Below are 16026 nucleotides of genomic sequence, written 5' to 3'. Positions count from 1 at the left end.
ACCATGTTAAAAACAGTCAACTACTCACTTTTTTCTATCTTCGCAAAACTAACAGAAAAAAACCATAAACTTGGCAAAAACAAAGGCAAAAAAGGTAACACCATTAATGCAGCAATACAACGGAATTAAAGCAAAATATCCGGATGCTATGTTACTATTTAGGGTTGGAGATTTTTATGAAACCTTTGGAGAAGATGCAATAAAAGCGTCGGAAGTGTTAGGTATTATTTTAACTAAAAGAGGTGCAGGAAGTGAAAGTGAAACCGCTTTAGCTGGTTTTCCACATCATTCTTTAAATACCTATTTACCTAAATTAGTTAAAGCAGGATTACGCGTGGCAATTTGCGACCAGTTAGAAGATCCTAAAATGACTAAAAAGATTGTAAAACGTGGGGTAACGGAATTAGTTACACCAGGTGTAGCTTTAAATGATGATATTTTACAATCTAAATCTAATAACTTTTTAGCGGCAGTTCATTTTGGAAAAAAACTAATAGGAATTTCTTTTTTAGATGTTTCTACTGGAGAGTTTTTAATTGCCCAAGGAAATGAGGAATATGTAGATAAATTACTTCAGAACTTTTCACCAAGTGAAGTACTTGTACAAAAACAACATAAACAACGTTTTTTAGAATTATTTACCAATCAGTTTCATACATTTTATTTGGAGGATTGGGTATTTCAAAAAGACTATGGCTATGAAACATTAACCAATCATTTTAAAGTACAGAATTTAAAAGGATTTGGAGTTGATGAATTAGAACATGGAATTGTAGCAGGTGGAGCTGCTATGTATTATCTGTCTGAAACGCAACATAATAAAATTGAACACATTCAATCTATAAGTAGAATAGCTGAAGATAATTATGTTTGGATGGATCGTTTTACCATAAGAAACTTAGAGTTGTATGGTGGAAATTCTGTGAATTCGGTATCATTGCTAAACGTTATTGATAAAACCATTTCTCCTATGGGAGGAAGATTATTAAAACGTTGGTTGGCATTACCTTTAAAAGATTTAGATGCTATAAAACAACGTCATGACTTAGTACAATATTTAATTGATAATGATGATTTTTTAGATACGGTAAGTTATCAATTAAAGCAGATTTCTGATATCGAACGTTTAATCTCTAAAGTAGCTACTGGGAAAGTTTCACCTAGAGAAACCATTCTATTAAAAAATTCGTTAAAAGCAATTTTACCCATAAAAGAAGCAACATTAAGTAGTAAAAATGCTTCTGTAAAATTAATAGGGAATAGATTAAATGATTGTAAAGATTTAATCGAAAAAATAAGCAATACTGTTTTTGAAGATGCACCTGTAAATATCAATAAAGGAAATGCTATTGCAAGTGGAGTTTCTGAAGAGTTAGACGAATTAAGAAATATAGCTAATTCAGGTAAAGAATACTTGGATAATATGGTAACCAGGGAAGTAGAACGTACGGGAATTCCTAGTTTAAAAATAGCTTTTAATAACGTTTTTGGTTACTATATTGAAGTAAGGAATACCCATAAAGATAAAGTTCCAGAAGAATGGATTCGTAAACAAACGTTGGTAAATGCGGAACGTTATATTACTGAAGAACTTAAAGAATACGAATCTAAAATATTAGGAGCAGAAGAAAAAATACAACAGTTAGAAACTGATATTTTTGCAGAACTAGTACATTATGTTATTGATTTTGTGCAACCTGTGCAACAAAATGCACAATTAGTAGCACAGTTAGATTGTTTACTGTCTTTTGCAACGTTAGCTATTGAAAGTAATTACATTCGTCCTGTAGTTGATAAATCTACAGATATTGAAATAAAAAATGGACGTCATCCAGTAATTGAAAAACAATTACCTATAGGAGAAGAGTACATTGCCAATGATGTTGTTTTAAATAGAACATCACAACAAATTATTATGATTACTGGGCCTAATATGTCTGGTAAATCGGCAATACTTAGGCAAACCGCATTAATTGTATTATTAGCCCAAATAGGAGGCTATGTTCCTGCTGAAAGTGCTAAAATAGGTTTAGTAGATAAGATTTTTACAAGAGTTGGAGCTAGCGATAATATTTCAATGGGAGAATCAACTTTTATGGTTGAAATGAATGAAACAGCTTCTATATTGAATAATATTTCTGAAAGAAGTTTGGTATTACTTGATGAAATAGGTAGAGGAACTTCTACTTATGATGGAATTTCTATTGCTTGGGCCATTGCCGAGTATTTACATGAACACCCAACCAAAGCAAAAACATTATTTGCTACGCATTACCACGAGTTAAATGAAATGACTACTACGTTTGAGCGTATTAAAAACTTTAATGTATCTGTAAAAGAATTAAAAGATAGTATTATTTTTTTAAGAAAACTAGTAGAAGGCGGAAGCAATCATAGTTTTGGAATTCATGTAGCTAAGTTAGCTGGAATGCCAAATATGGTGATAAAAAGAGCGAATAAAATTTTAAAGCAATTAGAAGAAAATCATTCTCATAAAGAAGTTGAAGACACTCTAAAAGACATTCAAAACGAAGAAATGCAATTAAGTTTCTTCCAATTAGATGACCCTTTATTAGAAGATTTAAGAGAGGAAATCTTAGATACTAATATAGATACTTTAACGCCTATTGAAGCCTTAATGAAGCTTAATGAAATTAAGCGTATGCTACAAAAAAAATAAAGGAGATAAAAACATAACGATACACTCAAAGGCTTTTCCATTACCCTTATGGGTTCTTTAGTACGGTACACCAAAAGGCTTTATAATTCCAATTAGATTTAAAATGATATTACTGAAAATTTATAGCGGTAGCTATTTTAGAATCTAATTCATTTAAGTATTTTGAAGCATCTTTAGTACTCCAGTTAAAGTACTTAGCGAACTCTGTAATAACAAAAGCTTTATAAACATCTACACTTGGTTTGTCAAAAAATAAACGTCCAGTTCTTCTCATAAAAAAGTCAGTAGGCGTACAGGTCATTTCATGCTGAACGGTAAACCAAACTTCAGCTTTTAGTAAACGTTTTAAACTATCTTCTTCTGTTAATTCATCAAACTTATCTAAAATAATATCAGATTGTTTTCCATAGTTATGAACTAAATAGCTAGCATCTTTTTCAGATAAACCAAAAGGTTTTATATGTTTATATACTTGATTAATATATAGTTTTACCGATTTGTAATTTTGAAATGGTCCACCTGATAGTACAATTTCTTCAGTTTGAATAGGCTCAAATTCAATTTCAAACCTTCTACGCATTTTTTTAGCTACCAAATCAACAATACGCTCAGCCATTTTTCTATATCCTGTAAGTTTTCCGCCAGCTATGGAAATAAGCTTCGTATCAGAAACAAAGATTTCATCTTTACGAGATAGTTCAGAAGCAGATTTTCCTTCTTCATGAATAAGCGGACGTAATCCAGCCCAAGAAGATTGAATATCATCTAGGGTAAGCGTTATATCTGGAAACATATTATTTACCGCTTCAATTAAATACAAAGCATCCACAATACTAGTTTCTACATTGTCTTTATCTAGTTGGTAATTGGTATCTGTAGTTCCAAAATAAGTTACTTTTCCACGTGGAATGGCAAACATCATACGACCATCAGGAATATCAAAATAAACAGATTGTTTTACAGGTAATTTTTCATGAGGAACTACTAAGTGAACTCCTTTTGTTAAATGCAAGCGTTTCCCAATTTTAGAGTTGTTAATTTGACGTAACTCATCAACCCAAGGTCCAGCAGCATTTACTACATATTTGGCTTTAATATCAAAGGTTTCAAGGGTAATTAGATTAGTAGTTTTTGCACCAACTACACGTTTATTTTCATAAATAAATTCGTTAGCCTCAACATAATTTAAAATATGAGCATCATATTGACTAGCAGTTTTTAACAACTCAATAGTTAAACGGGCATCATCCGTTCTATATTCAGCATAAAAACCAGCTCCGTTCAATATTTTTTCAGGCAATAAAGGTTCTTTTTCTAAAGCTTCTTCTTTAGTTAACATTTTACGTTTATCATCACCTTCAACAGAAGCTAGTACATCATAAACTTTTAAACCAATAGAAGTTAACCAGGATCCATATGTGCCACCTTCAATTAAAGGTAAAATCATTTTTTCAGGAATAACTAAATGTGGTGCTAACTTGTGTACAATGGCACGTTCCGTTCCCACTTCTTTAACCAACCAAAAATCAAATTGCTTTAAGTAGCGTAATCCTCCATGAATTAATTTAGTTGATTTACTAGAAGTACCTGAAGCAAAATCATTTTTTTCAATCAAAGCTACTTTCATTCCTCTAGAAGCAGCGTCTAAAGCAATGCCTGCTCCTGTGATTCCTCCACCAATTATAAGGATATCAAATTCAGTATTTTGTAGTTCTTGTTGAATGTTAGCTCTGTTAAAAAACGAAAAAGTGTTCATATTTGAAAGGTGTTATGCTAACAAAAATAAGAATAAAAACGAGTGTAATACCAATAAAAAAGAACTGAAATAAATCAGTTCTTATCGTTACCCCCCGGATCGTGTAAAATCAATAATAGTATCTATTGTCTTATCAATATCCAGTTTTTATCGGCTTGCTTTCGCAGCGTCTCAGGTTGCTCTTTTAACCATAATTTTAAGGTATTTGTACCCCAAGAATTATAGAATAGATACAACTTGTTATCTCTTATTTCAAAGGTTTTAGGATCTATGCCTACTTTTTTACCATTTTTACCAATGGCATAAGCACAATATCCGCCATATTGCGGAATGTATTTTTCAGGTGCTTCTTTAAAAGTAGTAAGGTTCTTCTTTGAAGAAAATCTAAAAGTAACATTGTCGTAAACAGTACTATGTTTTTTAGTTCCTTTTTTTGCTTCATTATTAAAATAAGCAACTACATCATAACCATTAGCTACAGCTCCTTTTTTAGTATTGTAATTATTTTGTGAAAAAGCAGTAGAGGTTATAAATAATAAAATGAATAATAATTTACGCATTATTGATTTTTATATTTTATTTCTTCCCAGTTTTTATCTCCTTTTGATTGTAATTCTTTTGTATCTCCTTCCTTCCAGTCATCTAATTTATTAGATAACCAAGAGTTATAAAATAGATACAATTTACCATCTCTAACTTCATAAGCTTCTGCATCTACGTACATTTTAGTTTTTTTTGCTGCAACGGCGTAAGCACAATACCCACCATATTGCGGAATGTATTTTTCAGGTGCTTCTTTAAAAGAATTTAAGTTTTCTTCTGAAGAAAATTTAAACTTAACACCATCATGAGTAATTTGGTATTTGTTTTTACCCTTTACAGGCTTTTCATTAGTAAAATAGGAAACAACATCATATCCTTCAGCTACATAGCCTTTTTTAGTATAATAATCTATTTTTTGAGCTAAAATGCTAGTGGTGGTTACTAGTAATAAAAGGGTGATTAAGTTTTTCATGAAATTGTTTTTTAATATTCAATTTAAGGTTAGTATAACGAGTCAATAACAGTAAAATTTCTTATAAATGCTCTTGACTCGTTTTGTAAGTAGTTATTCTCCCAAAGGTAGTCTTAGATAATTTAAAAACCTTACAAGAAATATAACTATTGGTTTTTTAATAATTGCCATTCAGGCTGAATTTTTCCATTTTTTAGAGGTAATATTTCTCCAAACTGTAGAAAGACGAATTCACTTTGTTGAGGTCTTAAAAAAATAAAATCATCAACTTTTAATAAGGTTTTTTTTGGTGAATTTATCATTGTTTGATTGGTAGAAACACCATACAAAGCGTTTTGTTTTATGGTTTTTGGATAATAAAAATCAGCTTTCCAATAACCTCCATAAATAAAATAAGATTGTTTATGTATAGAATTCAATAAATTTAAAAGTCTTGAAAACTTTTCTATACCAGGTATGCTTGTATTGGTAAATTTTTTTAAAATAGGAGTTGCAATAAAACAAGCAGGTTTATATTCTTTTAATGAAGGAATGTCAAAAGTTGAAGGTTTTACAAAACAAGAGCCTACAGCAATATCATTAATAGGAGAATCTTCATTTTTATGTAAGTTAACTGTTGGACTTCCAGCACCATTAAAAGTTAGTTTTTCATGCCATAAATTAGGAAACTCATTTTGTATTAATTCTTTACAACTTTTGTAAAATCGATTAGCTTTTAAAATTGATTTTCTAGGTGATTGAAGAATTTTAGGAATTTTTACTACATGAGGATCATACCCCATCAAACCACTAAAATTTACCCATTTATTATTAGTTATAATTAAATTTAAAGCCTTTCGAAGGTGGTTAATAGAAGAAAAGCCACCTCTATGCAGCCCAACATCTATTTCTAAATTTAATTGAATTTGTTGATTCAGTTGTTTAGCCAAATTAATATACTCTTGAATTCTTATTTCGGTATCAACTAACCATTGAATTTGATGGTATGAATTAAACTTTTCATTTTTAGATGTATTTTCATAGAAATATGCAGCTGTTTTTACCGGCATTGGTTTACCTAATAACACATCTGATTTTTCATGCAAATAAGGTATTAAATCAGTTAAAAAAGGCTGATGAAAAACCATTAATTTGTTTGTGTTGGTTTTTTTGAGTACATATAAAATTAAATCAATTGATGGTAATGATTTTACCACAATTCTAAGATCAGATTTTTTAGGAAAGTTATGTAAAAGTATATCTATATTTTCATCTAACTTATCAACATCAACTAGCATACAAGGAATATACCTTTTATGATTATGTAGCTGTTTTTGGATATTTTTAAAATAAATAGTTTCACTATGCATAACTTAGTGATTTAACTCCTAGTAGTTTTTTTATATATGGATTTATAAATAACTGATCTGGGTCTTGCATTTCTCTAATGCTCATAAAATCTTCAAATCTAGGATAAGAATTAGCAATATCTTCAGGGGTAAAAGAATTCATTTTCCCCCAATGAGGTCTACCTTCATAAGCTTTAAAAATTTCTTCAACTGCAGAAAAATAGGCTTTACTATCTTTTTTATGATATACATGACAGGCTATATATGCAGATTCTCTACCATAAGCAGGACTCATGTAGATAGCATCTTTTTTTACCCAACGATTTTCAATAGGAAAATGCACATGAAACTTTTTTTTATTAATCATTTTAGTAATGTCTTTAAAAACATCCCAATAAGTTTCCGTTGGAATATTGTATTCCATTTCATGAAATTTAACTAAGCGCTGTGTAGCATAAACTTTATGGCTATGGTATATTTTTTTAACATTGCTAATACTAGCGGCTGTTATTTTTGAAACCATTTTATTTTGAGAAGGAAACGCGGTGGCATAATCACATAACATTTTAAAAACATAGTTTTCCAACACATATTCTGTCCAATAATTAAAGAAATTAATTTTATCAGGAGTAGCATCTTCAACAATATTAGATGTTTTAGTCCAAGCTGTTTGTGTATATGGAATCCAATAAAATTCAAAATTTCTATTATTATTTTTTCGCTCTTCCAAGGAGGCTAATACATCATTTATGTTTTCTTTTCTATTTTGAAGTTTTAATTTGTAGGCAGGAACACATTGTAAGGTAATTTCAGTGATAATACCTAAGCAACCTAAAGAAACTTGAGCAGCTTTAAATACATCTTGATTTTCATTTACGGAACAAGAAATAAGTTCTCCTTTTCCATTGATAAATTTTAAAGCAATCACTTGATTACTAATAGAGCCAAATGTAATTCCGGTTCCATGAGTTCCAGTACTAATGGTTCCAGCAATAGATTGTACATCTATATCACCTAAATTTTCCATAGCAAGTCCTTTTTTAAATAAAAGTTCGCCCAATAATTTAAGTTTAGTTCCACCTTTTACGGTAGCTTGATTAGTTTTTTTATCAACTGAAATAACACCTTGATAATTATCTAAGCTAATTAATAATTCATTGGTAGCACATAAAGCGGTAAAAGAATGTCCAGTACCAATAACTCTTATTTTTTGATTGTTATTAGCCGCTTTTAAAACTAGCTGTTGAATTTCTTCTTGATTGGTTGGGTAATTGATTTGGGATGGATTCCATACCACATTTTCAGCCCAATTTTTTAGGGTATAATTCATAGTTAAGTTTGGTTAGTTAGTAAGGTTAAGTAAGGTAGAATTACCTCATTATATTTTTGTTCTAAAAAATCTTTACTATTTTCTTTTAAAGTAGAATGATGAATAGCTATTCCTTCAATCATACTAATAAGTTGTTGTGTTATAACTGATACAGAAAGTAAGTTAGTAATTTCTTTAGTTTCTTGAGCTTTTTTTATAATTCGAGTTACCTCTTGCTTATAGTGTTGTATAGTATCTATGATTTTCTCTCTTATAATAGGATCTTGTTCACTTTCTAATTGAAATAAAAAAAATTGTCGAATAGGGTAGGTAATACCATTACCAATATTTTCAATATAATTTATTAAATCTGTGAAAAAGGTATAACTATACTTTATATTTTCTTTAAAGTTAGAAAATTCATTTTTTGAAAATAAATCCTCATAAAGTTTAAAGAAATAAGTATCCAAAGAGGCTAAATAGATTTCATGTTTACTTTTAAAATGATGATAAATAGCTCCTTTAGATAATTGAGTTTCTTCCATGATATCCTTTAAACTAGTTTTTTGATAGCCTTGTTTTATAAAAAGTTCAAAGGCAGAGTTTATAATAACTTCTTTACTGTTATTAGGCATAAATAAGAAAGTTGGTTATCTCAAATATAAGTAAAAAAACACAAACAGACCAATTGGTCTGTTTGTTGAATATTATATATCTTAAAATATTTTATAAAACCATTAAGTTACAACCCCTAATATCAGAATTATCAAAACGACCAATAATTTCAAAGCTTCCATCTTTATGTACTTTACCCAAATCTTGCGTTGCAATAAAAGAACATGAATTATAATTTGCTAAATCAATTACATTAATTCCTCCTGATTTTCCGTGTGGTAAAATTGTTAAAGGATCTTCAGTATCTCTTGTTAGAATTTTCATCCACGGAGGTGTATTAAAAATACCATTTCCATTTGAATATCCTTGGCTTAACAACTCCGTCATACCATATTCAGAATGTATATGAGAAACACCAAAACCTTTACTCAAAATTTCATGTAGTTCAGTACGAATGATTTCTTTTCGCCTACCTTTCATACCACCAGTTTCCATAACAATGGTATTTTGTAAGTTAAATTGATAGGTGTCTAATAAATCTAATAAAGCAAAAGAAACTCCAATGAGAAGTGTTTTTTTACCAGAAGCATCTAGTTTTTTAAGTGTGGATGCTAATTCATCTAAATTATTTAAATAGAATCCACTTTCAGGTTGTTTTGATTTATTTATTAAATCATTTACCATATAAATCAAAGAAGAACCCTTACGTTCTAAATAATTGGGTAAAAGAGCCAGTACCACATAATCTTCTATATTTCCATAAAAACTTTTAAAACCTTGTAAATAACTTTTTTCATACCATAGTAAATCAGTAACTAAATGTTTACTGGTAGTACTTCCAGTAGTTCCAGAACTAGTAAATGTAGCTTTAATTTGTTCTGTTGACGAGATTACTTCTTTACTCTTAAAAAACTGTATTGGTAAAAAAGGAATTTGCTGAATACTAGTAATATCTGATGGATGAATGTATAATAAATCACAGAAAGAACGATATACCTTATTATTAGAAAATTGATGTTGAAAAATAGTAATAGCAATGTTTGTAAATGCTGTTTCAGACCGTATGTTAAAAACTTCGTTTTGCATAAGAATTACAAAAATAGGGGTATTCTATTACCTTCAGTACATTTTTTTTGAGATAAAATTTTTATCAAAAAACTAATTACTTATTCTTTAAGTACAATTCCTTTAAACATCACTATAAGCATATGTTTTACAATGCTGTTTGTTTTATAAATATTCTTAATTTTTTGTTAAGAAAAAATCTTAAGTTTAAATTATTATTTTGGTTAATGGTTTAATAATTAGTATATTGTTAATGTTTTAGTAAAGAGAATAAAACAAAATAATTTTGCTATTACAACTTTAACATATTCTATATTTAATAAAAAATAGAAGAAATAATTAGTTTTAATTTAACCCCCGAAATCATGAATCAAAAACTAAAGTATGCACTATTACCATTATTTATGGTAACTGTTGCTTTTTCGCAATCCACAAAAACTTGTAGTAGTCCAGACGATGATACTCTTGCCGATTTAAATAGTATCACCAAATGTTCTATAGACAAATCTAAGGATGGTAAAGAGCAAAAAATTTCAGTTGAAATTGTTACAAGAAAGAGAATTGTTAGAAAAAGAAACAAAGCCACTGGCTTAACTAACCAAAACAATCATTCACATAAACTTGCTGCTGTTAAAAAGAAGGTAGATGTAGTAAATACTATTATTGATAAAGGTAATAAGGAAGCAGTTCCTGATATTTTACCTTTTAGTTATGTAGACCAAATACCATTATTTAAAAAATGTGAATCAGTACCAATTTTAACACAAAGTAAATGTTTTAGAAGTCAGGTAATGAGTCATATAAAAAGAAATATGAAATACCCTGAAATAGCCTATAAAAAAGGAATTCAAGGAAAGGTTTATGTCCACTTTATCATCAATAAAGATGGAAATATAGATGAATTAAAAGTAGTACCTCCTTATAAAGGGGAGTTATTAGGAAAAGAAGCTGAGAGAATTATTAAAAAATTACCAAAACTTACTCCAGGAGAACATAAAGGAAATCCAGTAGTAGTTAAATACGGATTACCAATTACATTTAAAATACCAGGAGTTAAACGTACTAATATTAGAAAAGTATCAGCTAACAAAAAAATTAAAGAAGTTATCTACAGTTTCTCTTCATTAGATGAAATACCAAAATTTGATGCATGTGAAAAATCTAATGATGACACAATGAGTTGCTTTAATAAAAACTTAATAAGACACATTGAAAAACATTTTGCTTATCCAGAAGAAGCTAAGTTAAAAGGTATTCAAGGTAATGTAATGGTAAATTTTGTGATTAATAAAGAAGGAAATATTACCGATATTACTAGTAATGGATCTGAAAGCGGAAAAATTTTGGAGTTGGCAGCTGTAAAGCTTGTTGAGAAACTACCAAAACTTAATCCAGCTAAAAAAGCTGGAAAAAATGTGAATACTTCGTATTCCTTCCCTATTAATTTTAAGCTTGACTAACATAAAACTTTAAAATAATAAAGCACAAATAGTATCTAATTTTATAGATACTGTTTGTGTTTCATACAACCTCCTTGAATATTTAGCCAAGTTCAAAAACCTTTTTATTAAGTTCTATATGAAAAAACTATTAGTATACTTTACTATGTTTTTTGTATTTGTTGTGTCATATGCGCAAGAAATAGAAGTAACAGGTAAAGTTTTAGACGGGGCTACTGGGGATCCTATTCCTGGTGTATTTATTTTATTAAAAGAATCATCTGTAATAGCAGAAACAAGTTTTGATGGTTCATATCTTATTAAAGCAGAAATTGGTAAATCTATGGAAGTCAGTTATCCAGGATATGTTACCAAAATAGTGGTGATAACCAGTTCTATGATTGATGTAGAATTGGAAGAAGACACCGAAGAAAGTTTTTTAAATGAGGTAGTTATTATAGGGTATGGTTCAGAAAGAAGAGAATTAGTTGCGGGTTCATTCTCTAGTATTAGACCAGAAGCTATTGAAAAAAACAACCCAATTAGAATTGAACAAGCTTTACAAGGTAGAGTATCAGGAGTTCAAGTCTCCTCCAACTCGGGGTCACCAGGTTCATCATTAAACATTCGTATTAGAGGTATTACTACTAATGGAAATAATTCACCTTTGGTAATAGTAGACGGTGTACAAGTAGGTACAGATCTAAGTATTATTGACCCTAATGATATTGCAAAGTTTGATATTATTAAAGATGCGAGTACAGCAATTTATGGAGTACAAGGTGCAAATGGGGTAATTTTAATCACAACCAAATCAGGAGAAGCAAAAACCCAAACCAAATTTACCTATAATGCTTCTTTAACACTACAAGAAACTACTAAGAAACTTAATTTATTAAAAGGATTAGAGTATGCAGCCTTGGTAAATGAAATTGAAGCTGCCGATGGAAATGTAGCACCTTTTCAATTACAAAATATTACATCTGAAACAGATTGGCAAGAGCAGCTTTTTCAAACATCACCAATGATTACACATTACATTGGAGCTTCTGGAGGAGGTGAAAAATATACGTATAATATTAGTGGTAGTTTTTTAGATCAAGAAGGAATTATAGCTCCTCAAAAATCGAGCTTTTCAAGATGGACGGTTAAAAGTAATTTAGGGTTTAAGTTAACTGATGATTTAAAATTAAATACACTATTATTATACACAAATAACGTACGAAAAACCATTCCAGAAGGAGACAGAGGTTCCATACTGTATTATGCAAACAATGCTTCACCATTAACACCAATATATGATGGAACAGATGGTACTGGTCCTTCAAGAGGTTTTTCATATATAGAAAAAGGAAATGAAATAGTCAATCCATTTGCAGTAATTCATAATACATATAACGCTACCAGAGTAAATAGGTTTACCGGAAAAGTAGAATTTGAATATGAACCTATTGAAAAATTAAAAATTACGTCTAGATATAATTTTAATTATTCTAATGTAGAAGGAAGGGAATTTTTCCCATTACAATTTTACGGACAAAACAAAGTAGTAAACAATGTAAGCTTAAATACGGCAAACACAGCTTTTGATTTGGATAGAAATGATAATGGCGAACGCGATGTATTTAGCAGGGTAAATGAAAATACTCAAAATTACCATGATTATACCTTTGAAAACTTTGCTAATTATGATTTTACTATAGGAGAAAATAATAATTTTCAAACCATGTTAGGATTCTCTTTACGAAGTGAGCAAAGTAAAGGAGTATATGGTTCTGGATTTTTAACGGCTAATGAATCTTGGGACAATGCGTACTTGTTTAATACGCAATCAGATATAAACGACTTACACATATACTTAGATCCAATAAAAAATGAAATAGTAGATGAAAGTATAAGAGAAAAAATAAATTCAGATTCCTTCAATGTAGAAGATAGATGGGTATCAGCATTTGCAAGAGTACAATATGATTATATGGAGAAATATATTGTGTCTGCCATGATACGTAGAGATGCCTCTACACGATTTGGACCTGAAAATAGAGTAGGGTATTTTCCATCATTTTCAGCAGCTTGGGTATTACACAATGAAGATTTTATCAATAATGTAATTTTTTCTAATTTCAAGTTTAGGGCCAGTTGGGGTATTACAGGAAATGACAAAATACCTTCGTACAGATGGATTGGGGTTTTACAAGGAACTAATGGAGAAGCAACCTATCCGTTTGGAGACGTATTATCATTTGGAAATGCATTAGGTGCTTTATCTAACAAAAAACTACAATGGGAAACAAACTATCAAACCAATATTGGGGTAGATCTAGGTTTCTTAAATAATAATTTAAACTTAAGTTTTGATTATTTTAAAAAACGTACGGAAGACTTATTAGTAATACCTGAAGTATCAGCATTATTAGGAACTTCAGCAGGAGGTGGGCAAGCACCTGTTATTAATGCAGGAATTGTAGAAAACCAAGGATTTGATTTAGATCTTGATTATACTCATTATTTCACAGATGATATTTCACTGAATTTAAATTACAACCTTACTAGTATCAATAATGAGGTGATTGATGTAAACAATGCTGCTGGGTTTATACCTGGAGGAGAATTTAGTTTAGACCAACAGCCTTCAAGAATGCAAAAAGGACTTCCTATTGGTGCTTTTTACGGGTTAAAAACTGATGGTGTTTTTCAAACCCAAGCAGAAATTGATGCTTTAGCAGTAGATAGAAACAATGATGGTATTTTAGATGAGTACCAACCAGGTGCTGCTCCGGGAGATTTAAAATATGTAGATATAGATGGCAACGGATACATTGAATTTGGTAGCGATAAAGATTTTACCATGATAGGAAATCCAATTCCAGATGTTACTATGGGAGGCGGATTTAATTTAAAAGTGCATGGGTTTGATTTCGGTGCTTCTTTTTATGCATCATTAGGAAATGATATTGTAAGAAGTTATGAGCGTTTTGAAAGTTACAGTAATAAACTATCACTGTACAATGGAAGATGGACAGGTCCTGGAACGTCTAATGAAATACCAAGAGCTTCAACTAAAGCAGCTAACAATCAATTGTTTTCTTCATTTTACGTAGAAGACGGTTCTTTTTTAAGAATACAAAACGTACAATTAGGATATACATTAGGAGGTAATCAGATAAAAGGAATTGATAAACTTAGAATTTTTATAGCTGCTAACAACTTATACACATTTACAAAATATAGAGGTTATGATCCTGATATATCCAATGAGAATGCCATTGGAGCAGGGGTAGATTTAGGACAATATCCACAAGCTAGGATGTTTATAACAGGAATTAAAGTATCATTTTAAAACATAGTAAAGATGAAAAGAGCAATAAAATTAGTACTTATAGCACTTACCTTTATAGTGTTTGGTTGTGAAGATTATTTAGATATAACACCTGAAGGAAGAGAAAACTCAGAAAATTTTTTCAATAGTGCAGATGATTATGAAAAAGCATTAACTGGAGTTTATGATTTATTATCAACAACTTATTTAAATCAAATTTTAGGAGAAATAGCATCAGATAATAGCCTTTGTGGAGGAGAAAATGCTACGGATGTATTAGACTGGCAGCAAATTGATGACATGACACACAACCCAGATAATGGAGCTTTACGTAATGTTTTTCAATGGATGTATGCTGGAATTAGTAGAGCCAATTATATTATAGAGTTTAAAGACAAAACTAACTTTGAAAGAAAACCACAAGTACTGGCAGAAACAAAGTTTTTAAGAGCTTATTATTATTTTGAATTGGTAAAGTTTTTTGGAAGTGTACCTATGTATTTAGATAAGAGGATTACACGTGAAGAAACACAAACGATTAATAAATCTACCAAAGCAGAAATTTACCAACAATTAGAAAAAGATTTACAGGCAGCAGCAGCTGTACTTCCTTGGACACAAACACAAAAAGGAAGAGCTACAAAAGGAGCCGCTTTAGCTTTGTTAGGTAAAGTTTATTTATATCAAGATAAATTTTTACCAGCAACACAGGTATTAGATCAAGTAATCAATTCAAGTCAGTATAATTTAGTAAGTGATTTTGCTTCCATATTTAGCAATCAAAATGAAAACAATGCAGAATCTGTTTTTGAAGTACAATACTTTGGACAAGAAGGAGGGAGCTTTGATTGTTTTCAATGTGTAGAAGGTAATATTGCCGTTGGGTTTATGGGACCAAGATTTACAGGTGGAGATTATGAACCTTATGCAGATGGTTTTAGTTTTAATATTCCTACACCAGAAATTGTAAATCTATTTGAATCAGGTGACACTAGAAAAGAAGCTACTATATTTAATATAGAAACCTTTGTACAATCCAATCCAGGAGTTACTTATAATGAAGGGCATGACCATAATGGATATTTTAACTTTAAATACATTCCATATGCAGAAGGAAATGCATCAGATCCACATTTAACACATAGTAATAATTACAGAGCTATAAGGTATGCAGATGTTTTATTAATGGCAGCTGAAGCCTATAACAGAGGTAATATTAATGATGGGATGGCTAGAAATTATGTAAACCTTGTTAGAAGAAGAGCCTTTGGAGACACCAATCATGATATTATATCAGGAGGATCAACATTAACGGATGCCATTTTAAATGAACGAAGGTTGGAACTAGCTGGGGAAGGACATCGTTTCTTTGATCAGGTAAGAACGAATAAAACAACAACAATATCAGGTTTTATAAGTCCTAAAAACACCGTATTCCCAATTCCAAGAGTAGAAATTGAATTAGCAGGGAACAGATGGGAACAAAACACAGGGTATTAA

General features: G+C 30.2%; 11 protein-coding genes. 4 read left to right on the top strand and 7 right to left on the bottom strand.

Annotation, left to right across the window (positions count from 1 at the left end; genetic code table 11):
- The first annotated feature begins 70 nt into the window (after positions 1-70).
- Positions 71-2680 (top strand): DNA mismatch repair protein MutS, encoded by a 2610-nt coding sequence (gene mutS, locus ABNT65_RS14495; RefSeq protein ID WP_348739427.1) that lies wholly within the window; start codon positions 71-73, stop codon positions 2678-2680.
- 109 nt (positions 2681-2789) lie between these two features.
- Here the strand turns inward: mutS and ABNT65_RS14490 are convergent, their stop codons facing one another.
- From ABNT65_RS14490 to ABNT65_RS14460, 7 genes are all read right to left on the bottom strand, one after another.
- The gene (locus ABNT65_RS14490; RefSeq protein ID WP_348703195.1) at positions 2790-4436 is read right to left on the bottom strand and encodes a glycerol-3-phosphate dehydrogenase/oxidase; all 1647 of its coding nucleotides are present in this window, start codon (positions 4434-4436) and stop codon (positions 2790-2792) included.
- A gap of 122 nt (positions 4437-4558) precedes the next feature.
- Positions 4559-4996, bottom strand: coding sequence for a YHS domain-containing (seleno)protein (locus ABNT65_RS14485; RefSeq protein WP_348703197.1), 438 nt, complete (start codon positions 4994-4996; stop codon positions 4559-4561).
- Positions 4996-5451, bottom strand: a complete 456-nt coding sequence (locus ABNT65_RS14480; protein ID WP_348703199.1) for a YHS domain-containing (seleno)protein — start codon at positions 5449-5451, stop codon at positions 4996-4998. The genes ABNT65_RS14485 and ABNT65_RS14480 overlap by 1 nt, the downstream gene beginning before the upstream one ends.
- Before the next feature lie 146 nt (positions 5452-5597).
- Positions 5598-6800, bottom strand: coding sequence for an alanine racemase (locus tag ABNT65_RS14475; RefSeq protein WP_348746157.1), 1203 nt, complete (start codon positions 6798-6800; stop codon positions 5598-5600).
- A complete protein-coding gene (locus ABNT65_RS14470; protein ID WP_348746156.1) occupies positions 6793-8109 on the bottom strand; it encodes a D-arabinono-1,4-lactone oxidase in 1317 nt (438 codons plus the stop codon). Before ABNT65_RS14470 ends, ABNT65_RS14475 begins: the two co-directional genes overlap by 8 nt.
- A gap of 2 nt (positions 8110-8111) precedes the next feature.
- Positions 8112-8723 (bottom strand): TetR/AcrR family transcriptional regulator, encoded by a 612-nt coding sequence (locus ABNT65_RS14465; RefSeq protein ID WP_348739420.1) that lies wholly within the window; start codon positions 8721-8723, stop codon positions 8112-8114.
- Between the two features lie 91 nt (positions 8724-8814).
- Entirely contained in the window at positions 8815-9789 is a 975-nt protein-coding gene (locus ABNT65_RS14460) for an acyl transferase (RefSeq protein WP_348746155.1), read from the bottom strand.
- Positions 9790-10133: 344 nt separating this feature from the next.
- Here ABNT65_RS14460 and ABNT65_RS14455 point away from each other — a divergent pair, with 344 nt between their 5' ends.
- The 3 genes from ABNT65_RS14455 to ABNT65_RS14445 all read left to right on the top strand — a co-directional run bounded on the left by ABNT65_RS14455 (position 10134) and on the right by ABNT65_RS14445 (position 16026).
- A complete protein-coding gene (locus ABNT65_RS14455; protein WP_348746154.1) occupies positions 10134-11228 on the top strand; it encodes an energy transducer TonB in 1095 nt (364 codons plus the stop codon).
- Between the two features lie 118 nt (positions 11229-11346).
- On the top strand, positions 11347-14547 hold the full coding sequence (locus ABNT65_RS14450) for a SusC/RagA family TonB-linked outer membrane protein (protein ID WP_348746153.1): 3201 nt from the start codon (positions 11347-11349) through the stop codon (positions 14545-14547).
- Between the two features lie 12 nt (positions 14548-14559).
- Positions 14560-16026, top strand: a complete 1467-nt coding sequence (locus tag ABNT65_RS14445; RefSeq protein WP_348703208.1) for a RagB/SusD family nutrient uptake outer membrane protein — start codon at positions 14560-14562, stop codon at positions 16024-16026.

Origin of the sequence: Tenacibaculum sp. 190524A02b (assembly GCF_964036645.1) — a bacterium.
GTDB lineage: Bacteria > Bacteroidota > Bacteroidia > Flavobacteriales > Flavobacteriaceae > Polaribacter > Polaribacter vairaonense.
This window is presented reverse-complemented; position numbering and strand designations above follow the sequence as displayed.